The organism is Cupriavidus pauculus, assembly GCF_008801835.1.
Classification (GTDB): domain Bacteria; phylum Pseudomonadota; class Gammaproteobacteria; order Burkholderiales; family Burkholderiaceae; genus Cupriavidus; species Cupriavidus pauculus.
Genome location: NZ_VZOW01000014.1, coordinates 37,743 through 57,563, shown reverse-complemented (window position 1 = coordinate 57,563; position 19,821 = coordinate 37,743). Strand labels below are relative to the sequence as shown.

Annotated in this window: 20 protein-coding genes; 15 read left to right on the top strand and 5 right to left on the bottom strand. The window is 65.2% G+C overall.

Annotation, left to right across the window (positions count from 1 at the left end; all coding sequences use genetic code 11):
• Nucleotides 1-36: 36 nt before the first annotated feature.
• On the bottom strand, nucleotides 37-834 hold the full coding sequence (locus F7R19_RS15880) for an enoyl-CoA hydratase/isomerase family protein (RefSeq protein WP_170292597.1): 798 nt from the start codon (nucleotides 832-834) through the stop codon (nucleotides 37-39).
• Nucleotides 835-1,005: 171 nt separating this feature from the next.
• Between F7R19_RS15880 and F7R19_RS15875 the strand changes: the two genes are divergently transcribed.
• Nucleotides 1,006-1,908, top strand: a complete 903-nt coding sequence (locus F7R19_RS15875) for a LysR family transcriptional regulator (RefSeq protein WP_150981208.1) — start codon at nucleotides 1,006-1,008, stop codon at nucleotides 1,906-1,908.
• 18 nt (nucleotides 1,909-1,926) lie between these two features.
• On the opposite strand, the gene F7R19_RS15870 is transcribed toward F7R19_RS15875, so the two are convergent.
• From F7R19_RS15870 to F7R19_RS15860, 3 genes are all read right to left on the bottom strand, one after another.
• On the bottom strand, nucleotides 1,927-3,459 hold the full coding sequence (locus F7R19_RS15870) for a class I adenylate-forming enzyme family protein (RefSeq protein ID WP_150981207.1): 1,533 nt from the start codon (nucleotides 3,457-3,459) through the stop codon (nucleotides 1,927-1,929).
• 180 nt (nucleotides 3,460-3,639) lie between these two features.
• Nucleotides 3,640-4,602 carry a Bug family tripartite tricarboxylate transporter substrate binding protein gene (locus F7R19_RS15865; RefSeq protein WP_061956907.1) on the bottom strand — a complete coding sequence of 321 codons (963 nt, stop codon included), beginning with the start codon at nucleotides 4,600-4,602 and terminating at the stop codon, nucleotides 3,640-3,642.
• Nucleotides 4,603-4,810: 208 nt separating this feature from the next.
• On the bottom strand, nucleotides 4,811-5,392 hold the full coding sequence (locus F7R19_RS15860) for a hypothetical protein (protein WP_150981206.1): 582 nt from the start codon (nucleotides 5,390-5,392) through the stop codon (nucleotides 4,811-4,813).
• A gap of 384 nt (nucleotides 5,393-5,776) precedes the next feature.
• Between F7R19_RS15860 and F7R19_RS15855 the strand changes: the two genes are divergently transcribed.
• The 8 genes from F7R19_RS15855 (at nucleotide 5,777) to F7R19_RS15820 (ending at nucleotide 13,717) form a co-directional block, all read left to right on the top strand.
• Nucleotides 5,777-6,106 (top strand): hypothetical protein, encoded by a 330-nt coding sequence (locus F7R19_RS15855; RefSeq protein WP_061956909.1) that lies wholly within the window; start codon nucleotides 5,777-5,779, stop codon nucleotides 6,104-6,106.
• 342 nt (nucleotides 6,107-6,448) lie between these two features.
• Nucleotides 6,449-9,286 carry a monovalent cation/H+ antiporter subunit A gene (locus F7R19_RS15850; protein WP_084003982.1) on the top strand — a complete coding sequence of 946 codons (2,838 nt, stop codon included), beginning with the start codon at nucleotides 6,449-6,451 and terminating at the stop codon, nucleotides 9,284-9,286.
• Nucleotides 9,286-9,636, top strand: coding sequence for a Na+/H+ antiporter subunit C (locus F7R19_RS15845; RefSeq protein ID WP_061956910.1), 351 nt, complete (start codon nucleotides 9,286-9,288; stop codon nucleotides 9,634-9,636). The genes F7R19_RS15850 and F7R19_RS15845 overlap by 1 nt, the downstream gene beginning before the upstream one ends.
• Nucleotides 9,637-9,638: 2 nt before the next feature.
• Nucleotides 9,639-11,255, top strand: a complete 1,617-nt coding sequence (locus tag F7R19_RS15840) for a monovalent cation/H+ antiporter subunit D (protein ID WP_150981256.1) — start codon at nucleotides 9,639-9,641, stop codon at nucleotides 11,253-11,255.
• A gap of 3 nt (nucleotides 11,256-11,258) precedes the next feature.
• Nucleotides 11,259-11,762: a Na+/H+ antiporter subunit E gene (locus F7R19_RS15835; RefSeq protein WP_061956912.1), complete on the top strand. Its 504-nt coding sequence runs from the start codon at nucleotides 11,259-11,261 to the stop codon at nucleotides 11,760-11,762.
• The gene (locus F7R19_RS15830) at nucleotides 11,747-12,022 is read left to right on the top strand and encodes a K+/H+ antiporter subunit F (RefSeq protein WP_061956913.1); all 276 of its coding nucleotides are present in this window, start codon (nucleotides 11,747-11,749) and stop codon (nucleotides 12,020-12,022) included. The genes F7R19_RS15835 and F7R19_RS15830 overlap by 16 nt, the downstream gene beginning before the upstream one ends.
• 4 nt (nucleotides 12,023-12,026) lie before the next feature.
• On the top strand, nucleotides 12,027-12,431 hold the full coding sequence (locus tag F7R19_RS15825; protein WP_407648884.1) for a Na+/H+ antiporter subunit G: 405 nt from the start codon (nucleotides 12,027-12,029) through the stop codon (nucleotides 12,429-12,431).
• 212 nt (nucleotides 12,432-12,643) lie between these two features.
• Complete coding sequence (locus tag F7R19_RS15820) at nucleotides 12,644-13,717, top strand: hypothetical protein (RefSeq protein WP_150981205.1); 1,074 nt, start codon at nucleotides 12,644-12,646, stop codon at nucleotides 13,715-13,717.
• 98 nt (nucleotides 13,718-13,815) lie between these two features.
• On the opposite strand, the gene F7R19_RS15815 is transcribed toward F7R19_RS15820, so the two are convergent.
• Nucleotides 13,816-14,568: a hypothetical protein gene (locus F7R19_RS15815; protein WP_150981204.1), complete on the bottom strand. Its 753-nt coding sequence runs from the start codon at nucleotides 14,566-14,568 to the stop codon at nucleotides 13,816-13,818.
• Between the two features lie 135 nt (nucleotides 14,569-14,703).
• Here F7R19_RS15815 and F7R19_RS15810 point away from each other — a divergent pair, with 135 nt between their 5' ends.
• The 6 genes from F7R19_RS15810 (at nucleotide 14,704) to F7R19_RS15785 (ending at nucleotide 19,777) form a co-directional block, all read left to right on the top strand.
• Nucleotides 14,704-15,144 carry a MarR family winged helix-turn-helix transcriptional regulator gene (locus tag F7R19_RS15810; protein ID WP_061956915.1) on the top strand — a complete coding sequence of 147 codons (441 nt, stop codon included), beginning with the start codon at nucleotides 14,704-14,706 and terminating at the stop codon, nucleotides 15,142-15,144.
• Between the two features lie 210 nt (nucleotides 15,145-15,354).
• Nucleotides 15,355-16,131 carry a substrate-binding domain-containing protein gene (locus F7R19_RS15805; RefSeq protein ID WP_150981203.1) on the top strand — a complete coding sequence of 259 codons (777 nt, stop codon included), beginning with the start codon at nucleotides 15,355-15,357 and terminating at the stop codon, nucleotides 16,129-16,131.
• A 337-nt stretch (nucleotides 16,132-16,468) separates the two neighbouring features.
• On the top strand, nucleotides 16,469-17,041 hold the full coding sequence (locus F7R19_RS15800; RefSeq protein ID WP_150981255.1) for a hypothetical protein: 573 nt from the start codon (nucleotides 16,469-16,471) through the stop codon (nucleotides 17,039-17,041).
• 95 nt (nucleotides 17,042-17,136) lie between these two features.
• Nucleotides 17,137-17,340, top strand: a complete 204-nt coding sequence (locus F7R19_RS15795) for a CsbD family protein (protein WP_061956917.1) — start codon at nucleotides 17,137-17,139, stop codon at nucleotides 17,338-17,340.
• 490 nt (nucleotides 17,341-17,830) lie between these two features.
• Entirely contained in the window at nucleotides 17,831-18,856 is a 1,026-nt protein-coding gene (locus F7R19_RS15790) for a VirK/YbjX family protein (RefSeq protein WP_150981202.1), read from the top strand.
• A gap of 171 nt (nucleotides 18,857-19,027) precedes the next feature.
• A complete protein-coding gene (locus tag F7R19_RS15785) occupies nucleotides 19,028-19,777 on the top strand; it encodes a GntR family transcriptional regulator (RefSeq protein ID WP_061956918.1) in 750 nt (249 codons plus the stop codon).
• Nucleotides 19,778-19,821 lie beyond the last annotated feature (44 nt).

Below are 19,821 nucleotides of genomic sequence, written 5' to 3'. Positions count from 1 at the left end.
CGGCGCGTAGCCGGCCTTACCGGGCCGGCGTATGCATCAATCGTCCAGCGCCGCCGGCCATTGGAACAATGGCGGCTCCTTCTCCTTGAAGCGACGCACGGCTTCGCGGTGATAGCTGGTGGTAAACGCAATGCCCTGGCCCAGAGCTTCCATTTCCAGCATGGCGCGCACATCGCTGCTCAGCGACTGGTTCAGGGCGCGCTTGGCCAAGGCAAATGCGGTGGGCGAGGCGCCGGCCAATCCGTGCGCGAGCTGCCTGGCGCGGTCGTGAAGCCGGTCCTGCGCCACGATCTCGAACACCGCGCCGATCTCCTGCGCTTCCTGTGCGCCCATTTCGCGCGCGCTGAACACAAGATCGCGCGCACGAGCCATGCCCACCACGCGCGGCAACGTATATAGCGCGGCGCAATCGGGCACCAGTCCAACTTTCATGAACGGCATGCAGAAGCGTGCGCGCGGCGAGGCCACGATGAAATCGGCCAGCAGGGCCAGGCTGAATCCGGCGCCATACGCCACGCCATCGACGGCCGCCACCACGGGCCGGTCAAGATCCATCAGCGTGGCAATCCAGCCGTGGATATCGTCCATGCGATCGCGCCCCGCATCTGCGTCGGTCACGTTCATCGCGCGGATATCGCCGCCCGAACAGAAATCCGTGCCCGCGCCGCGCAGCACCACCGCGCGCACGCTCCGGTCGGCGCGGATCTGCTGCACGGCGCCGCGCAGCGCATCGCGCATGGGCAGGTTCAGCGCGTTCTTTTGTTGCGGCCGATTGAGTGTGAGCGTGGCGATGCCATCCGCGATATCGACCAGCAAGGCTTGTGCTTCCGCCATTCCGTTGTCTCCGTTCAAGGTTGCCGCCACAGCTTGAACGAAGCGCGGGCGCGCGGCTATTTGCATGTTTTGAAACCGGCATTCGCTTGCAGTGAAGGCCCCCGTAATTGCCAGAATGGAAAAGGTGGTGGCGTTCGGGAGATAATCGCCGACTACTTTGGAGACAACGTCATGCGCTTTGATCTGGTTGATCTGAACCTTTTCACGCATATTGCGGAAGCCAGCAGCCTGACCCGCGGTGCAGAACGTTGCCACCTGTCGTTACCCGCCGCCAGCACGCGCATCAAGAACCTGGAAGAGCAGGTGGGCGTCAAGCTGTTGAGCCGCAGCAGCCAGGGCGTGAAGGTGACGCCAGCCGGCGAGACGCTGCTGGCGCACGCGCGCCGCGTGCTGCGCCAGATCGAACAACTGAGCGGCGACTTGCAGGAGTACGCATCCGGTATCAAAGGGCACGTGCGCGTGTTTGCCAATACCACCGCGATGAGTGAATTCCTGCCCGGGGTGTTGCGCACGTATCTTGTCAACCATCCCGACGTGACAGTGGATATCCGCGAGCGGCTCAGTCCGGATATCGTCCGGGCCGTGCAGGAAGGCATGGTCGATATCGGCATCGCGGCCAGCGGCGTCAATATGGAAGGGCTCGAGGTCATGCCCTACCGGCGCGACCGGCTGGTGCTGGCCACCGCGCTCAGTCATCCGCTGGCGCAGCGCAGGCGCGTGCGTTTTGTCGATACGCTCGACTACGACTTCATCGGCCTGGCCGAAGAAAGCGCCATCCACAACTTTCTGAAGCGCGCCGCGTCCGATCTGCAGCGCACGCTGCGGTGGCGGATCCAGGTCAGCAATTTCGAGACCGCGGCCCGCATGATCGAAGCCAACGTGGGCATCGGCGTGCTGCCGGAAAGCACGGCGCGCCGCCATGCGCAGACCATGGCGTTGAACATCGTGCAGATCGACGACGAATGGGCGGAGCGCAAGCTGCAGATCTGCGTGGCGGATCTGGACGCGCTGCCCGTATTCGCGCGCAAGCTGGTGGACCTGCTGGTGGCCGATGGCACGGGCAACCCGGCCTGAGCAGATCGCTATCGTGCGCTAGACCAGTTCCGCGATCATGCCGCGAAGTTGATGCTTGTGGAGCTTGCCGCTGGCCGTGGTGGGTATCGCCAGCACGCGCACGATGTGTGCGGGGCGCTTGTACGGAGAGAGCCGTTCGGCCAGGAAGCCGTGCAGCGCCGCTTCGTCGAATTTTTCGCCTTCGCGCAATTCCACAAACGCGATGATTTCCTCGTTGCCGTCGGCTGTGGCATTTCCCATGACGGCGGAAAGCCGCACCGACGGATGCGAATTGATCACCGATTCCACTTCGATCGGGTAGACGTTGAAGCCCGAGCGGATGATCAGATCGCGCGTTCTGCCAACGATGAATAACGCGCCGTCCGGGCCGATGCGGCCGATGTCGCCGGTGTTCAGCCAGCCGTCCGGTCGCAGCGCCTCCGCGGTCTGCGCGGGCGCGCGATAGTAGCCGCGCATCACGCCCGGGCCCTTGACCCATAGCTCACCGGGTGTGCCGGGCGGCAGCGTTTCGCCGTTGGCCCCAACCACGCGCAACTGCGCGCCTTCGACGATCTCGCCGGCGGAACAATCGCTGCGCGGACGATCCATGCGCGTAATGAACAGCGATCCCGCATATTCGGTCATGCCGTAGCCATGATGAAACGGCTGGCCGAACATCGCCTCGACATTGCGCTTGAGCGCCGGTTCGAGCGGGCCGCCGCCGGTGTAGAGATATCGCAGTCGCGGCGGATGCAGCGTGGTGCGGCCGGTCTTTTGCAGATGCGCGAGGATGCGGCTGAACATTGCCGGCACGCCTTGCAGGATCGAGATTTCGTTGCGCTGTAGCGCTTCGCATGCTTCGGCGGCGTTGAAGCGGGCCACCAGATGCAGGCTGCCGCCGGCCTGGAAGGTGGCCAGCAGCAATGTCGCCAGGCCGAAGATGTGGGATATCGGCATGACCGCGAAGGCGCAATCGTCTGGCGCCATGCGGCGCGTCTCGGCGGTGACGCGCGCGTAATGGAGCAGGCCGCGATGCGTGACCATCACGCCCTTGGGTTGTCCCGTGGTGCCCGACGTGTAGATCAGCGCCGCGACGTCGCGCGCGAGGTCCGCGGATTCGGGCTGGCTCGATGTATCGACGTCGGCGGCCATCAACGGGCCCAAACCGGGCGGGGCGATCTCGCGCGCACGGTAGCGCAGGCCATGCCGCAGCGCGTCCGGCGACGCCGCGTGCGTGAACAGCATCAGGCGCGGCGTGCAGTGCGCGCGGATCTCCTCGATCTCGCGCGCGGTCATCCGTGCATTGGTCGCCACCGGCCATGCGCCGCGTTCCGATAGCGCAAAGATCAGCGCGATCAGCGCGATGCAATTCTCGCCGACGATCATCACGCGGTCGCCCGCGCCGACGCCCTGATCCTCCAGGTAGCGCTGCGCCAGGCCAATGCTGGCCCACAACTGCGCAAAGGTCTCGGTGCGTTCGCCGTCGACCACAGCGACGTTGTCCGGCGCATGCGTGGCCCAATGGCGGGGAATATCGCTAATCCGCTGCGCGATCTCTCGGTCCTGCGGCATCTCGCTCACGTCCTTGTGCAGTTTGAAAGAGGGGACCGGCCACCGGCCCCGCACGATACGTCGCAGTGTATGGGTGTGCGCGGCGCGGCGGCAATTCGTGATTGGGAAAGCGGCGCTTCGCCGTGGCGAAAGCGCGTGGCCGGCATGCCGGCCGTGCGCACGGCGTGGCCGTGAGGCCCGTCATTCGACTGCGATATTGGCTGTCTTCACCACGTTGCCCCACAGCGCAAGTTCCTTCTTGATGCGGTCTTGCAGTGGCGCGGGGCCGGTGATGTTGAGATCGTAGCCGCCATCGGTCATGCGCGTGCGGAATGCCGGATCGTTGCCGACGGCTTGCTGCGCCTTCACCAGCCGGTCAGTCACGTCGGCGGGCATGCCCAGCGGTCCGATCAGGCCATACCAGCCGGTGATGTCGTACTGCTTGAGTCCCGATTCCACCAGCGTCGGCACGGTCGGCAATGCCGCGTTGCGCGTGCGCGAAGTGACGGCCAGCGCGCGCACCTTGCCGCCCTGGATATGGCCGATGGCGGTGCCAGTGATGTCGAACATGAACGTCACCTTGCCGCTGATGACGTCGGCCATGGCGGGCGCGTTGCCTTTGTAGGGCACGTGCAGCATCTTTACGCCGGTCATCTGCGCCAGCAGTTCGGCCGACAGATGATTCGACGCGCCGACGCCGGCCGAACCAAAGCTGACATCGCCCGGATGCTTGCGCGCATACGACACCAGTTCATCGACGTTGCGCGCCGGGAAGTCCTTGTTGATCAGCAGTACGTTGGTGTAGTCGGTGATCAGGCCGACGTACGTGAAATCCTGCGCGGGCCTGAAGGTGACCGACTTCTGCACCAGCGGCGTCATCGTCATGGTCGGGCTGGCGACGAAGTAGAGCGTGTAGCCGTCCGGCTTGGCGTTGACGGTCATGCCGGCGGCAATGGCGCCGCTGGCGCCGGCGCGGTTGTCCACGATCACCGGTTGCTTGAGTACGCGGCCCAGATAGTCCGCATAGATACGCGCGGCGGTATCCACCGGTCCGCCCGGCGCGTAGCCGACCAGCAGCCGCACCGGCCGCGATGGATAACTGTCGGCAAATGCCGCCCCGTGGACCAGCGCCAGAATGGCGCCGGCTAGCATGATGCGTCGCATGGTCTCCTCCTGTTTCTATATCAGGCTGTTATGGGAGGAGACTGTGCGCCACGCCCGCCACGCAGGCAATTTGCATTTGTTTAAGGTGGGCTTTGTTGAAGCGATAGCGGCGCGGCGGGACGGCGATCGCACGAAACTGCGGCGGAGCGGCTGCCTGCCGGCGCAAATGCTGGCGCCGGCGATGAAGCGCCTACGCCACCTGCACCGCCTACAGCGCGGCAGGCTGCTTTTGCGGCGCGGCTGCGGCGGGCTTGCCGGCGGCGCCGGCGTTGCCGGTGCTGCTGCCGGCGTTATAGGCGAAGTATTTCGCCTTGGCGCCTTTGCTCCAGTAGGCAACGGTGAATTGCTTGCCGTCGCGCGCGTAGAGCAGCTCCAGGCTGCCGTTTGCCGCAGTCCATTCGGCGTAGGCGTTTTCGGCGTTGGCGTCGGTCTTGCGCCGGGATGTGTAGCGCGCGTCGAGCTTGCTGCTGACCTCGTCGAGCGCGCTGCGCTCGAATGTCATGGTGATCAGCGCCACGTTATCCTGCGCATCGCAATTGACGATCACGCGGCTCAGCCCTGGCAGGTTGAAGCGGTCCAGGCGCTTGATCTCGATGGCATCGCCACCGGCCCATTGCGCCGTGCCGGCCTTTTCGTGACCCGGGCCGGGCGTCATGCGCGCGCATTTGGTCTTGCCCAGTTCCAGGCCGAGCGGCGCGGCGATATTGGCGGCGGCCGGGGCGCTGGCGGCGGTTTGGGCGTTGGCGGCGGCGGCCAACAGCATGGCGCCGAACAGGAATGCCTTGTGCATCGAAAGAATTCTCCAGATCGTAACCGGAGGATTCTACGGCTTTCCGGGGCGGCAACTTGAGCGCCCGCCCGGCGCCCGGGCGCGCCGCCTCGCGCAGCCACCGTCGCCTTCGTCACCTGGTCGCGGCGTGCGCCAGAATGGGGCATGCGCGCCGCGCTTGTCGGGCTCCACGCCCGACGCTGCGCAAGGGGGCGTGCGGCGTGCCCCTTTTTTTGCAATGCCGCCGCGAAAAAGTTACTCCGCGCGTATCCAGCAACTACAGTAATTCATGCCCCCGATCGCCTCGCGCGCGTGCAGGCAGGTCGGGCACGGTGATTGCGGAATCGTCTTCCACCGCCACCCGGGGCTGCCCGGCGTCGTGTCGGTGCCTGGATATACCTAACCATGCAAGAGCTTGCCTTTCGCACGCTGCTGTATCGCTATTTCTTTTTCGACTGGCTGTTCAAGGATGTCAGCCGCGGCGATCTGATGGCGCGCGCCGCGGCGTGGCGCTTCAATCAGTCGCGCGCGCACTGGCTACTTACCTATATGCGGCGCTGGCTCTGGTGCGGCGTGCTGTTCTACGGGCTGGGCTGCGCGGTCGAAGTGCTGATGCGGGCGCCGACGCTGTCCGTGATTTTCTATGTGCCCGGCACCCTCAGCGTGCCCGTCAATATCGTCATCGGCGTGATCTGGATCGGCCTCAAGGCCTGCCCGGGTCCGCTGCGGATGTAGCCGCCCCGCTGGGTCTCGATGCTGCGCCGCACATTGGACATCGCCTCCAGGGGCAAAATAGTTACTGGCTCTCCACAGTCTGCTGCGGCAAAATGGCGGTGATGTGCGCCGCGACCCGCTCGGGTCGTTCCGTCCGCTACCCCTGTACCGCCCGCCGGCGTCAATGACGCGCGAAGGAGTTCCGATGACGATTGCCCTATTCGCCACCGATGGATGGCGCAGGTGCACGTGCCGCGGCCGTGCACCGCGCGCAACCGAAACCATGCCTGCGCCGCGTTCGGCGCCCATATCTGCGCACCTCCCCGCGCTACTTGCCGCGCCAACGCCCGCCGAGGGCCGCGCATGCTGATGATTGCGCTGGTGGCGCTGCCGTTCGCGGGCGCCATGCTGATCCAGTTCTGCAAGCGCGCCGGCAGCACCGTGGCCTTTGCGCTGGCCGCCGCAGCGGCGCTCGGTGCGCTGGGCCTGCTGGCGGCAAGCTGGCCGACCGTTGCGGCGGGCCAGGTCCTGGGCTGGCGCCACGACTGGCTCGATGCGATCGGGCTGCACCTGAGTTTACGGCTCGACGGGTTGGCCTTCACGTTTGCCCTGCTAATTGCCGGCATCGGTCTGCTGGTGATCGTTTACGCGCGCTATTACCTGCCGCGCGTGGCGTCGACGGTGCGATTCTTCACGCTGCTGATGCTGTTCATGGGCGCGATGCTTGGCGTGGTGTTGTCCGGGAACCTGCTGCTGATGCTGATGTTCTGGGAGATGACCAGCATCGTATCGTTCCTGCTGATCGGCTTCTGGTCTTATCGTTCAGACGCGCGCAAGGGCGCGCGCATGGCGCTGACCGTGACGGGCGCGGGCGGCCTGGCGTTGCTGGCCGCAGTGCTGCTGCTCGGACATATCTGCGGCAGCCTGGAATTGAACGACATCCTGGCGCAGGCGGGCGCGGTGCAGCGCCATCCGCTGTATCCCCTGATGCTGGTGCTGGTGCTGGTCGGCGCGTTTACCAAGTCCGCCCAGTTTCCGTTCTTCTTCTGGTTGCCGCACGCGATGTCGGCGCCCACGCCGGTTTCGGCGTATCTGCATTCGGCCACGATGGTCAAGGCCGGTGTGTTTCTGCTGGCGCGGCTGTATCCGGTGCTGGACGGCACCGATTGGTGGTTCTACCTGGTCAGCCTGTCGGGTCTGATCACGCTGGTGGGTGGCGCGGGCATGGCGTTGCTGCAGCGTGACCTCAAGGGGCTTCTGGCGTATTCCACCATCAGCCATCTGGGCCTCATCACGCTGCTGTTTGGGCTCGACACGCAACTGAGCACGGTGGCGGCGCTGTTCCACATCATCAACCACGCGGTGTTCAAGGCGTCGCTGTTCATGGCGGCGGGCATCATCGACCATGAAACCGGCACGCGCGACCTGACGCGCCTGCATGGGTTGTGGCGCTATATGCCGCACACCGGCGCGCTGGCGATCGTGGCGTCGCTGTCGATGGCTGGCGTGCCGCTGCTGAACGGCTTCCTGAGCAAGGAAATGTTCTTCGGCGAAACGCTGGCGCAGGGACTGTTCGGCCATTTCAACTGGATGGTCCCGGCGATGGCGACGCTGGCCGGCGCGCTTAGCGTCGCCTATTCGCTGCGCTTCATCTACGGCGTGTTCTTCGACGGCACCCCGAACGACCTGCCCAACTATCCGCCGCATGAGCCGCCGCGCCTGATGAAACTGCCGGTGGAGATCCTGGTGGTGATCTGCCTGGTGGTGGGCCTGGTGCCCAACGTCACGGTCGGTGCGCTGCTCGATGTCACCGCGCGCGCCACGCTGAACGGACCGCCGCCCGCATACAGCCTGAGCCTCTGGCATGGCGTGAACCTGCCGTTGCTGATGAGCCTGGTGTCGATGGTCGCGGGTGCCTTGCTGTTCCGCTTCCGGCGCGAGGCGTTTCATCGCCACCACGCCACGCTGGCGATCCTCAATGCGCGCGACCGTTTCGAGGACGTGATGCAGGCCATGACGTGGCTGGCGCGCCGTTTTACCGCGTGGATGGAAAACGGTTCGCTGCAGCGGTACGTGGCCATGCTGCTCGCAGCGATGGTGCTGCTGCCGGGCTGGTATCTGCTCGGGGCGGGCGCACTGCAAGGCGCCGACGCGGTGCGCGCGCTGCGCGGACCGCTGCCGCAGTCTCCGCTCGATGCGATGACGGCGCTGGCGCTGGCCATCCTGTCGCTGGGCGCGCTGCTGGTGGTGTTCAACCGCCGTCGCCGCGTGGTGGCGCTCGCGCTGCTCAGTACCTGCGGCTTGATGGTGGCCTTGCTGTTTACGCGCTTTTCCGCGCCAGATCTGGCGCTGACGCAGATCTCGGTGGAAGTGGTGACGATCCTGCTGCTGGTGCTGGGGTTGTATTTCCTGCCCGTCGATGCGGGCGAGCGCGTGGGCGTCGTGCGCCGCGTGCGCGATGTCGCCCTGGCGGTGGCCGGCGGCGCATTGGCGGCCGGTGCGGCATTCGCGGTGATGACGCGCCCCTATGCGTCGATTGGCGATTTCTTTGTCGAAAACGCGCTCAGTGGCGGCGGCGGTCATAACATCGTCAACGTGATCCTCGTCGATTTCCGCGGCTTCGACACCTTCGGCGAGATCTGCGTGTTGCTGGTGGCCGGGCTCGGCGTGCAGGCGATGCTCAAGGGTTTGCGGCTGGCTGCGCCCGATCTCGATCCCAACGGAGCGCCATGGGCTAGTCAGAGCCATCCGCTGTTGTTGTCGATCCTGGCGCGCCTGATGCTGCCGCTCACGATGCTGGTGGCGGTGTTCATCCTGCTGCGTGGGCACAACCTGCCCGGCGGCGGCTTCGTCGCGGCGCTGGTGACGTCGATCGCGCTGTTGCTTCAATACGTGGCCAGCGGCGTGCTATGGACCGAAGCGCGCATCACGGTCAACTATCGGGTGCTGGCAGGCGCGGGCATCTTGGTGGCGGGCCTGACCGGTGCGGGCAGCTGGTTGTTCGGCTATCCGTTCCTGACCACCGCGTTCGGGCATTTCCATCTCCCGTGGATCGGCGAGATCGAACTGGCCACGGCGATGGTGTTCGACCTTGGCGTCTATTTCACGGTGGTCGGCACCACGCTGCTGATCGTGTCGCACCTTGGCGTGCGCGACAAACGCATTGCCGCGCGCGTGGCCGAATCGCAGGAGGACCGGTGATGGAAGCCGCTTTCGCCATTGCCATTGGCGTGCTCGCCGCTTGCGGCATTTATCTGCTGCTGCGTGCGCGCACCTTTACGCTGGTGCTTGGACTGACGCTGCTTTCGTATGCGGTGACGCTGTTTTTGCTGTCGATGGGGCGGCTGGCGACGGCGCGGCCGCCGGTGATAGCCGCCGGCGCAAGCTATGCGGATCCGGTGCCGCAGGCGTTGGTGCTGACCGCCATCGTCATCAGTTTTGCGATGACCGCGTTCGCCGTCGTGCTGTCGTTGCGCTCGCTGGGCCAGTCCGGCAGCGATCACGTTGACGGCGCGGAGCCCGGTGCAGGCACGGCGAAGGAGCGCGCATGACGGTGACGCATTTGCTGTTGCTGCCGGTGCTGGTGCCGATGTTTGCCGGTGCGCTGCTGGCGATGATGCCGGCGCGCTGGCAACGCCGGCAGCGCAGCTTGTCGATTGCTGCCGCCCTGGCGTTGCTGCCACTGGCCATCGTGCTGCTTCGCGTGGCCGATAGCGGCGTCATTCCGGTGGCTGCGATGGGCAACTGGCCGGCGCCGTTCGGCATCGTCTTCCAGCTGGACCGTCTTGGCGCGCTGATGCTGACCTTGACCGCCGTGCTGGCATTGGCCACCTCGGTCTATGCCAGTTGTGGCGACGCGCGCCTGGGCCGGCATTTCGATGCGCTGTTCCAGTTCCAGCTGATGGGCCTGAATGGCGCGTTCCTGGCGGGGGATCTGTTCAACCTGTTCGTGTTCTTCGAGATCCTGCTGATCGCCTCGTATGCGCTGCTGGTCCATGGCGGCGGCGAGCGGCGCATCGTGCCGGGCCTGCATTACGTGCTGATCAATCTGGTCGGGTCAAGCTTCTTCCTGATCGCCATCGGCGTGTTGTACGGCGTGACGGGCACGCTGAACATGGTCGATATGGGCGCCCGGCTCGGCACGCTCGATGCCGATGCGGCGCACCTGGTGGCCGCGGCCGGAACCATGCTGCAACTGGTGTTCCTGCTCAAGGCGGCGGCATTTCCGCTGTACTTTTGGCTGCCGCGTGCCTATGCGGGCGCCACGGGCGCGGTGGCGGCGCTGTTCGCGATCATGACCAAGGTAGGCCTGTACGCGATCGTGCGCACGCAGGCGCTGATCTTTGCGCTGGACGCCGGGCCGCTGGCGGGATTCATGCACGACTGGCTATGGTGGATGGCGCTCGCCACGCTGGCGATCGGCGCAATCGGCGCGCTGGGCGCGCGCGAGGTCCGGGTGCTGACCGCGTATCTGGTGCTGACCTCCGTCGGTCTGCTGCTGGCGGGCATCAGCGTGCAAAGTGCGCCGGCGTGGAGCGCTGCGCTGTACTACCTGCAGAGCACCACGTTGTGCACGGCCGCCTTGTTCCTGTTGTCGGAAGCGCTCGATACGCAAGGCGAGCCCGATAGTCGCGCCGCGCGGGCCGCCGCCGCGGCAGCGGCCGATTCCGTCGCGGCGGATCGCGCGGCGGGGCGGCGTCCCGGCATTCGGCTCGAAGGCGCGCTGTTCATGGTGGCGGCTGTGGCCGCGGCCGGTTTGCCGCCGCTCTCGGGATTTCTGGGCAAGGCGATGCTGCTGCGCGCCACCGTCGGCCCCCTGGCGCCGGTGTTGTGGCCGGCGGTGCTGGTATCGAGCCTGCTGTTGCTGATCGCAGTGAGCCGCACGGGCAGCCGGCAGGTCTGGAGCGCGCCGCACGTTTATCACGGCGTGCGTTCTCCCACGCGCCGGCTGGTGCTGCGCAGATGGAAACTGGCATGCGTGGTGTTGCTGCTGGCTGGCAACGTGGCGTTGGTGGTGTTTGCCAAGCCGATGGAACGCTATCTCGACGCCACCGTGGGCCAGTTGTTCGATATCGCCGCCTATCGCAAGGCTGTGCTCGGAGCGGGCCACGTGGGCAATGCGGACCATGCTGGGGCTGGCGACGCGGCGCAATCGGGCAGGGGAGACTGAGCGATGCTGAAACGATGGTTCCCGCATCCGTGGCTGAGCCTGGTGCTGTTGATTATCTGGCTGCTGCTGGTCAACGATCTCTCGGCCGCGCAACTACTGCTGGGCGCGCTGCTCGGGTGGGGCATCGCGCTGATGGTGGGGCAGCGGCTGTGGCTGCGTCCCGTATCGCTGCGTCGCCCGGACCTGATGGCGCGGCTGGCCGCGCATGTGCTGTTCGATATCGTGCACGCCAATATCGAGGTGGCGATGCTTGTGCTGGGGCCAATCGGGCGCCTGCGTCCGGCCTTTATCCAGTTGCCGCTGGACGTGGAGCATGAGATGGCGCTGACCGCGCTGATCAGCATCGTATCGCTCAGTCCTGGCACGCTATGCGCAGAATTGAGCGACGACCGTCGCACGCTGCTGATCCACGTGCTGCATTTGCGCGATGAAGCGGCGCTGGTCGACACGATCAAGTCGCGCTATGAAGCGCCATTGAAGGAGATATTCGTATGCTTGCCGTCGTGATTCCGATTGCACTGACGATGCTGGGCCTTGCCTTTGTGCTGACGCTGTACCGCCTGCTGCGCGGGCCGGGCCTGCCCGACCGCATCATTGCGCTCGACACGCTGTCGATCAACGCGATCGCGCTACTGGTGCTGTACGGCATGGTGATCGATTCGACGCTGTTCTTCGAGATCGCACTGCTGATCGCGGTGACCGGCTTTATCGGCACCGTGGCGCTGACCAAATACCTGCAGCGCGGCGACATCATCGAGCTGAAGTAGGAGCATGGACATGCATCCCGTAGCCGAAACCATCGTATGTGCGCTGCTGCTGATCGGCAGTGCCTTCACGCTGATTGGCGCCATCGGTCTGGCACGCCTGCCCGACTTCTACATGCGCCTGCATGGACCAACCAAATCCACCACGCTTGGCGTCGGCGGCGTGGTGCTGGCCTCGGTGGTCTATTTCAGCACGCGCGGCAGCGGCCTGAGTCTGCACGAGATCCTGGTGACGGCGTTCCTGTTCCTGACCGCGCCGATCAGCGCGCACATGCTGGCCAAGGCCGCGATCCAGCAGCGCTTGCCCGTGATCGATCGCACGCGCGGTCGCGCCTGGATGCCCGATCGCTCCGTGGCCAACGCCGACGACGATGCGGCGGAAGCGGTCATGGCGGCTGGCGAAGACCGCTAGCGCGGTGCCCTTGCCAGTGGCGGTGGATCGATCCCCCGTCGCCATACGTTTTTGCCGGCTGGATCTTACGAGCCTTGTTCAGCTCCGCTGCACAGCGTTGCGTCGCGGCGACATACCCCACTTCCGGACGACCCTCCACACGTTGGCGCGATGCTAAGGTAGCCCGCCGCCGTATGGTGGCATTTCAAAAATCCTTTTCAAAAGACATAGAAATGCTCAGGGTCGCAGTGTCCAGATATATCCCGGTGTTCGCGTGCGTGGCTACGCTGGCCGGTTGTGCAACGTTCCACAATGCCGAGCCCTTTCCCAAGGAGCCGAAGCAGATGACGGTGGACGTCAGCAAGGAAATGCCATCGACATGGACGGAAATGCCGATGGGTGTCCATGTGGTGCCCAACACGCGCATGCTGGTGAGCGGTCATCAGGCGGGGCAGGGTGCGTCGATGCTGTTCGGGCCGCTGGGCGTACTGGTGGGTAGCGCGATCAATGCCGAGCGAGGCAAGTCGATGCTGGGCGACGACAAAGCGCTGGGCAGTCACGATCTGGTGTCGGCCACCGAGCAGCTCGTGAAGGACGGTATCGCCGCGGACGCGCAAAGCAAGCTGAAGTTTGGCCCGGGTATCGCGGGCACGCCGCAACTGACGCTGCTGCCATTCGTGGTGCTCAGCTATGTGAACGACACCGACGTGCGTCCCTACGTGGTGGTGAAGACCACGCTCAAGGACGCGACCGGTGCGCAAGTCTGGAGCAGCCGCTATATCTCGGCCAGCGCGCAGGCGCGGCCATTCGCCGGCGACAACGGCTGGCTCAGCGATTCAGGCCAGCCGCTGAAGCAGGCCCTGGAGCAGTCGCTCAGGCGCAGCGTCGACGTGATGTTGCGCGACGTGGCTGGCAAGACCTTGCGCGATCCCGCCAAGTGGATGTACGTGGGCGGCCAGTACGCCTTCGTCAAGCAGCCGTTGAAGGTCAAAGGCAACCTCGTGCTCGACGAAGGCGAATACATCGCCTTCACGCCGCGTCTTGGCGATGTGGTCGTGTTCACGGGTGTCAACATCTTCGACCGCAAGATCGTCGCCATCTCCGATGCCACGGAGCAGGATCCGAACGTGGCGAAGTTCGAGGTGCCTGAGGGCAACGCCCAGCGCGCGGCAGGCAAGGACGGGGGCGACGGCAAGGACAGCGGCGCATCGGGTGCACCCGCCGCTACGCCCGCACCCGCCGCTCCCGCGGCCGGGCCGGCCACCACGCCCGCTGCGTCGGTGTCGATGCTGCCGCCTGCGCGGTAAGTCGTCGAAATCAGCCGCCGAAATCAGCCGGGCCGCAGGTCACGTGCCGGTCGACACGCCGGTGCGTGGCAGGTCCCATTTCTGGCGGTATGCATGCTTCATGGGCCTTCGCGCGCCGCGTCGCGCCAGCAACCGGATTCCGGGTCCACGCTGGCCGGCGCGCCGCCGCGCAGCAGGCCGGCGTCGTCATGCGCGGGCGGTTCGACGTCGAATGCGATCCGCAACGCCTGCGCGACGCGCGGGTCTTCGACGGGAAGCTCCCACGTCAGAAATAGCTGCGTGCCATCCCGATCGACCGGAAAGTCGCCGGCATGGAAACCCGTGCCGTCGCGCGGAATCACCGCGTGCGGCTGGCAGGTGTCGAAAATCAGTACCGTGCCGCGCGTCAGCGGAATGCGCAGATCCAGGGCCGGAAAATGCACCACTTGCCCTTTGTCTTCGCTGACGAAGAGATTGCAGAACGCCGATTCGCCGTACTGTTCGCCGTCGTGGTGATACCGCGCGCCGCGACACGCCATCAACGCAACGTCGCTGCCAGCCAGCAGATTGGGCAGCCCACGCGCGGCTGCCCAATCGGACGCAGCTTTCACGCAGCGCGAATATTCGGGCCAGCGCGCACGCGCGCGCGCCAGCGGCATTTGCTCGACGTCGCCGGGGCCCAGCGCAAGATGGGTGGCGATCTCGCGCGCCCAGTCGGCGTTTAGCCGCGCGCTTGCGGCGGGGATGTCGAGCGTGCCGCTCAGCACGATATCGCTGACGCTTCGGCTGCGCAGCGTGTCATCGGCCAGCGTGCTCCAGAAATACGAGGTCAGGGCGTCGCGTGCGGAATCGGGATCGGTGCGGGAATTCATGGACGCCAGTGTAGGGCCGCCGGTGCTTGGCGGCCAACCGGATTCTTGCACGCGCCACGGCGTGCGGCAGATCACCCGCTTTTCATTTCCGGATGCATCCGATACATTGCGATGTCACGATCTGCCAGAGATGCCGTGAAACACTACACACGCGAAAACTTCGAGCTCACGCAAAGTGTCGGTTTCCATCTGAACCGTGCGCGCAGCGGCCTGCTGATGGAGATGGATGCGGCGTTGCGTCATCTCGATATCACCGCGCAGCAGATGGGCGTCCTGCTGTCGCTGGCGCGCGGCGCGGCAAGCACGCCGCTGGAGATCAGCAAGCTGCTGGGCATCGACACCGGGCTGATGACCCGCATGCTCGACAAGCTGGAAAGAAAGGACTTGCTGCAGCGCCAGCGCAGCGCCGAGGACCGGCGCGTCGTGCATCTGGTGCTGACCGACAAGGGGCGGGACATCGCCATGCAGTTGCCGCAGATCGCGCCCGATGTGCTCAACCATCGCCTGCGCCATTTCAGCGCGGAAGAATTCGCCGATTTCGTGCGCTTGCTGCGCAAATTTACTGACGGTGCGTGAGCCGGCGGGCGCGGCCTGGCTCAGCGCTGCCGCACGACGAAATCGGCTGCGAACGCCACGGCCAGCTCTACGCCATCACACGGCGCGCGGCTTTCACTTCACGGTCAGTGAAGGCGCATTCACTCAATATGACTTGGCTGCACCGCGTGATGCTATCTATAGTCGTGCGGGGCCGGGCGTCGCTCCGGCGGGACACGGGAGATCCAAACGATGACAAAAAACTGGGTGGCGGCGGGGGCCGTCGCGGCATCCTTGCTGGCGTCGACGGCGTTCGCGCAGGACGATGCTGTCCACGTCATGATTTCAGGCGGTTTTACCGCGGCGTATCAGACGTTGGCGCCGCGCTTCGCCGATGAGACCGGCAACAAGCTCGCCACGGAGCATGGGCCGTCGATGGGGCAGTCGCCCGAGGCCATCCCCAATCGCCTGGCGCGCGGCGAGCCGGCCGATGTGGTCATCATGGTCGGCTATGCGCTGGACGATCTGATCCGCAAGGGCGTGGTCGATGCCAGATCGCGGGTTGAGCTGGCCGATTCGCGGATCGGCATGGTGGTGCGCGCGGGGGCGACCGTGCCAGACATTCGCACCGTCGACGCGCTGCGCCGCACGCTGACGCAGGCGAAATCGATCGCCTATTCAGATAGCGCCAGCGGCGTCTATGTGGAGCGCGAACTGTTCAAGAAGCTGGGCGAGCCCGATGCGCTCGCTGCCAAGGCGCGCAAGATCCAGAAAATTCCCGTGGCATCGGTGGTGGCCGATGGCCAGTACGAAATCGGCTTTCAGCAGGTGGCGGAACTGTTGCCCGTGAAGGGCGTGACGTTTGTTGGGCGTATTCCCGAAGAAGTGCAATCGGTCACGCGCTTTGCGGGCGGTGTGCCGATCCATGCCGCACATCCAGCGCAGGCCAAGGCGCTGCTCGACTATCTGGCGTCGCCGGCGGCACAGCCAGTGGTGCGCGACACGGGACTCGATTCCGTATCGAACTGATTGCGCGTTACGGTGCGGCCATCGTGCGGTGGCGTGCGCCCGCAGTAGCGGCGGCTGTTATCGACCGTGCGATTTTTCGCTGTGGGGTCCTGCCCGGGGCCGGCGTGATTGCCGGCCCTTTTTCATTGGGGCGCACAGTTCGACGCACCTGCCGGGACAAAAAGTGACGTTGTGGGAATTGTCTTACGAATGTTTCAGCAGGGGTCTTCTGCTCGGGTCAGGGGCAAAAACGTAACCTTCAACTACAGCAAGGCCACAACGCAAACCGGCATGTGAAGGGCAAGCCGGCAGTCGCGGGCCTGACCAAAATCCACTTCAAGAGAAGGAGCACGACATGATCGCAAAGAAATGGCTGACCGCCGCAGTGTGTTCGATGATGGTAGCAGCGCCGGCGGGCTTCGCCTACGCGCAGGCCGGTTCCAAGGCCGACTACGACGCTGCCGTGAAGCAGGCCGACGCCGACTACAAGACGGCCGCCGCCAAGTGCGACGGCATGTCCGGTAACGCCAAGGACGTTTGCAAGGCAGAAGCCAAGCGCGACCGCGACGTGGCCAAGGCCAACGCCGAAGCCAAGCGCGACGGCACCGAGAAGGCCCATGCCAAAGCCATGAAGACCAAGGCCGATCGCGACTATGACGTGGCCAAGGAAATGTGCGATGACAAGAAGGGCAACGACAAGGACGTGTGCGTGAAGGAAGCCAAGGCTTCGCATGAACGCGCTCTGGGCTCCGCCAAGGTCGAAAAGGCTGCCGCCACCGGCACCAGCACCGATGTGGCCGAAGCCCGCGCCGATGCGCGCAAGGACACGGTCGACGCCGCCTACAAGGCCGACAAGGAAAAGTGCGACGCAATGTCCGGCGATGCCAAGGACAAGTGCCAGGCCAACGTAAAGGCCAAGTACGCCAAGTAATGGGATCCGTGCGCAGCACGATCTCGATATAGGTAATGCACCGGCTGGTCTGCGCACCGCGTGGACCAGCACTCACCCGAAATCAGGAGCCACATATGAACTGGGATCAGATCGAAGGCAAGTGGGATCAGGCGAAGGGCAAGATCAAGGAAAAATGGGGCAAGCTGACCGACGACGACATCACTGTCATCAACGGCAAGCGCGACCAACTGGCGGGCCGGATTCAGGAACGCTATGGCTATACCAAGGAACGGGCTGAGGAAGAAATGAAGGCCTGGGAGCGCGATACGCGCTGGTAACCCGGCGTATCGGGCCCGATCGGCAAGCCGGCGTCACGCCGGCGATCGGGTCCACACACGCGTCATGCGCGGACACGCGTGACGGACGGCGGCGGAGCTTCGGCTCCGCCGTTTTTTGTTTGTGCTGTGGCCGATATGACGGGATCCTCCTGCGTCCTGGGTCGTTTCCCCATTGTCAACCCCTCATGTAGGCGTTGCGGCCGCAGACGTACTGGCATATCCGTTCCCTGTTACAAAACCGCGTGACAATCTAAAAAAAATGTCTGGGAAACGCCCGGGAAATCCGGGATTCCGTGCATATTGCCAACCGGTGTCAACCAGTATTATTTCAAAGCGTTACGGAATATTACGAGCCTCGCCCGCATCCCCACGCACATGACAAGACGGGCAGGCCAGCCGGCGCGCCGCGGGCGCGAATGCCGGAAAAGGGTTATCTGCGCGACCATGTTCCACGAGAGAACAGGCGCGCCATCCAGGGGAGCATCAAGTCGTGCCAGGACCGATCGCTTGTCTGCAAGCGCTTCTTCACGCCCGCGCAGGGGGGCTTTTCGATTTTTTTCCGTCGCATTACGTGCGCTATCTGGCGACGGTCGCGTCGGTTTCCACGTTCTGTTACCCGGCGGGCAGCCGCAAGTGGTTGCCGCGCCGCGCGAAGCTGGTTGCACTATCGGCGCTGCAAGCCGACGCCGCGCAGCCATGGCTGCGGGCCGCGGCATCATGTGCGCTGCTGCAGCGCGTCGTGACCGCGCGCCCCTTGGTGCTGGAAAAGCCATTCCGGCCGCTTGGCGCGCTGGGCATGGGCTTTGCCGAGCGCGCGCGGCTGGTGATGGAGCACTACGCGACCATGCACGCCGCGCTGCCGATTTGCGTGTGTGACCGCATCTATCTATCCGGCGGTATCGACTGGGCGTTCGCCGATGGGCGCTACGCGCTGCGCCTGGCAGATTCCGGCCCCAATCCGAAGGAAGGCGAACTGGCGTTCTATTGGATCGACACGGAAACGGGCGCGAGCCTGACGCAACTGAGCTTCTATCTGCGTCGTGGCGGCGAGGGCCCGGAGATCTTCATCGGCGGCCTGCAGGGACCGATGAACGAAGACAGCCGCGAGTGGATTCGCGCGGCCACCAAGGCCTGCGACGGTCTTCGTCCCAAGGATGCGGCGATGGAAGCGTTGCTTGCGCTGGCCGGGCAGATCGGTGCGCGGCGCATTGTCGCGGTGTCGCGCGCCAATCATGTTGGCCGCCAGCGGCGTACGCCGCGCGAGATCCACGCGGACTACGAAGGCTTCTGGCAGGAATACCACGGTACGGTGCGGCCCGACGGCAATGTCGATGTGCCCGTGCATCAGCCGCAGCGCGACATCGCCGAGATCGCGTCGAAGAAGCGTTCGGCATGGCGGCGCAAGCAGGCCATGGCCGAATCGATCCAGGCGACCGTGCGTCACGCCCTGCAAGCCGACAGCGAGCCGGCGCGCAACGACGCGGCATCGCCACCGATGGTCTACGCGGCGGCGTGAAGGGTCGCGCACCACGCGCGCGCAGCCATGAGAGACGTCATACACGCCATGTGCTGTCTGCACGACAGAACGATGCGGCGGTAAACCCTAGTAGTCTAGCCACCTAGACTTTCACTAGAGTCCGGTATCGACCTAGATCGCGCTCATGCCCCGGCATGAGCGCGCCTGTGCATGCTGGACGCCACCGCATTACTTTCCCGCAGCCGCGAGCCGGTTTACCTGCAACTCGCCACGATATTTCGCCGCCAGATCGAGAGCGGCGCATGGCGCCTGGGCGAGCGGATTCCGTCGCTCGATGTGCTATGCCGCCAGTACGGCGTGGCGCGCATGACCATGCATCACGCGATATCCCAGCTAGATGCCGAAGGGCTCGTGGCGCGTTCGCGCGGGCGCGGCACGTTCGTCAAGGCCGCCGGGCGCGAACGGCGGCAACTGTCGCTGCCGGTCAGTTGGGATCAGGCCGTCGCCGTCGGCGACCAGCTTTCCACCGAAGCAATGGTGGAATCCACCGCGGACGTGGCACTGCCGCAGGATCTGGGCATGCCGTGCGAAGGCCAACCAGCCCCCGCCTATCACTTTCTGCGGCGCGCGCATCGCTCGGCGGGACGCCCATTCGCGGTCGGCGAGGTCTATATCGCCGCCGACGTCTTTGCACGCGAGCCCGAGGCGTTCCGGCAGGGCGCATCGGTGCCGGTGCTGGATCGCTTTCCGGGCCTCAAGGTCAACGCTGCGCGCCAGCGCCTGTCGATCGTCGCCGCGGGCGCGCAATCGGCCGGCGCGCTGGAGCTTGCCGTGGGCGCGCCCGTCGCGGAGCTGCGCCGCTTCGCCTGCGTCGACAACGTGATCGTTTATTACGCGCGGATCGAATTTCCGACCGAGTACGTGTGCCTGGATTTCGATCTGCTAGCCCCACTTTCCTGACAACCGCCAACCACACGGAACCCCAAGATGGAGACACAAGAATC

Excerpts from the sequence above, each read along its gene's own strand:
- F7R19_RS15860 (WP_150981206.1), bottom strand. The coding sequence starts at position 5,392 with ATGCACAAGGCATTCCTGTTCGGCGCCATGCTGTTGGCCGCCGCCGCC.
- F7R19_RS15805 (WP_150981203.1), top strand. The coding sequence starts at position 15,355 with ATGACAAAAAACTGGGTGGCGGCGGGGGCCGTCGCGGCATCCTTGCTG.
- F7R19_RS15815 (WP_150981204.1), bottom strand. The coding sequence starts at position 14,568 with ATGAATTCCCGCACCGATCCCGATTCCGCACGCGACGCCCTGACCTCG.
- F7R19_RS15795 (WP_061956917.1), top strand. The coding sequence starts at position 17,137 with ATGAACTGGGATCAGATCGAAGGCAAGTGGGATCAGGCGAAGGGCAAG.
- F7R19_RS15835 (WP_061956912.1), top strand. The coding sequence starts at position 11,259 with ATGCTGAAACGATGGTTCCCGCATCCGTGGCTGAGCCTGGTGCTGTTG.
- F7R19_RS15825 (WP_407648884.1), top strand. The coding sequence starts at position 12,027 with ATGGACATGCATCCCGTAGCCGAAACCATCGTATGTGCGCTGCTGCTG.
- F7R19_RS15855 (WP_061956909.1), top strand. The coding sequence starts at position 5,777 with ATGCAAGAGCTTGCCTTTCGCACGCTGCTGTATCGCTATTTCTTTTTC.
- F7R19_RS15875 (WP_150981208.1), top strand. The coding sequence starts at position 1,006 with ATGCGCTTTGATCTGGTTGATCTGAACCTTTTCACGCATATTGCGGAA.
- F7R19_RS15870 (WP_150981207.1), bottom strand. The coding sequence starts at position 3,459 with ATGCCGCAGGACCGAGAGATCGCGCAGCGGATTAGCGATATTCCCCGC.
- F7R19_RS15845 (WP_061956910.1), top strand. The coding sequence starts at position 9,286 with ATGGAAGCCGCTTTCGCCATTGCCATTGGCGTGCTCGCCGCTTGCGGC.
- F7R19_RS15865 (WP_061956907.1), bottom strand. The coding sequence starts at position 4,602 with ATGCGACGCATCATGCTAGCCGGCGCCATTCTGGCGCTGGTCCACGGG.
- F7R19_RS15850 (WP_084003982.1), top strand. The coding sequence starts at position 6,449 with ATGCTGATGATTGCGCTGGTGGCGCTGCCGTTCGCGGGCGCCATGCTG.
- F7R19_RS15880 (WP_170292597.1), bottom strand. The coding sequence starts at position 834 with ATGGCGGAAGCACAAGCCTTGCTGGTCGATATCGCGGATGGCATCGCC.
- F7R19_RS15820 (WP_150981205.1), top strand. The coding sequence starts at position 12,644 with ATGCTCAGGGTCGCAGTGTCCAGATATATCCCGGTGTTCGCGTGCGTG.
- F7R19_RS15785 (WP_061956918.1), top strand. The coding sequence starts at position 19,028 with ATGCTGGACGCCACCGCATTACTTTCCCGCAGCCGCGAGCCGGTTTAC.
- F7R19_RS15830 (WP_061956913.1), top strand. The coding sequence starts at position 11,747 with ATGCTTGCCGTCGTGATTCCGATTGCACTGACGATGCTGGGCCTTGCC.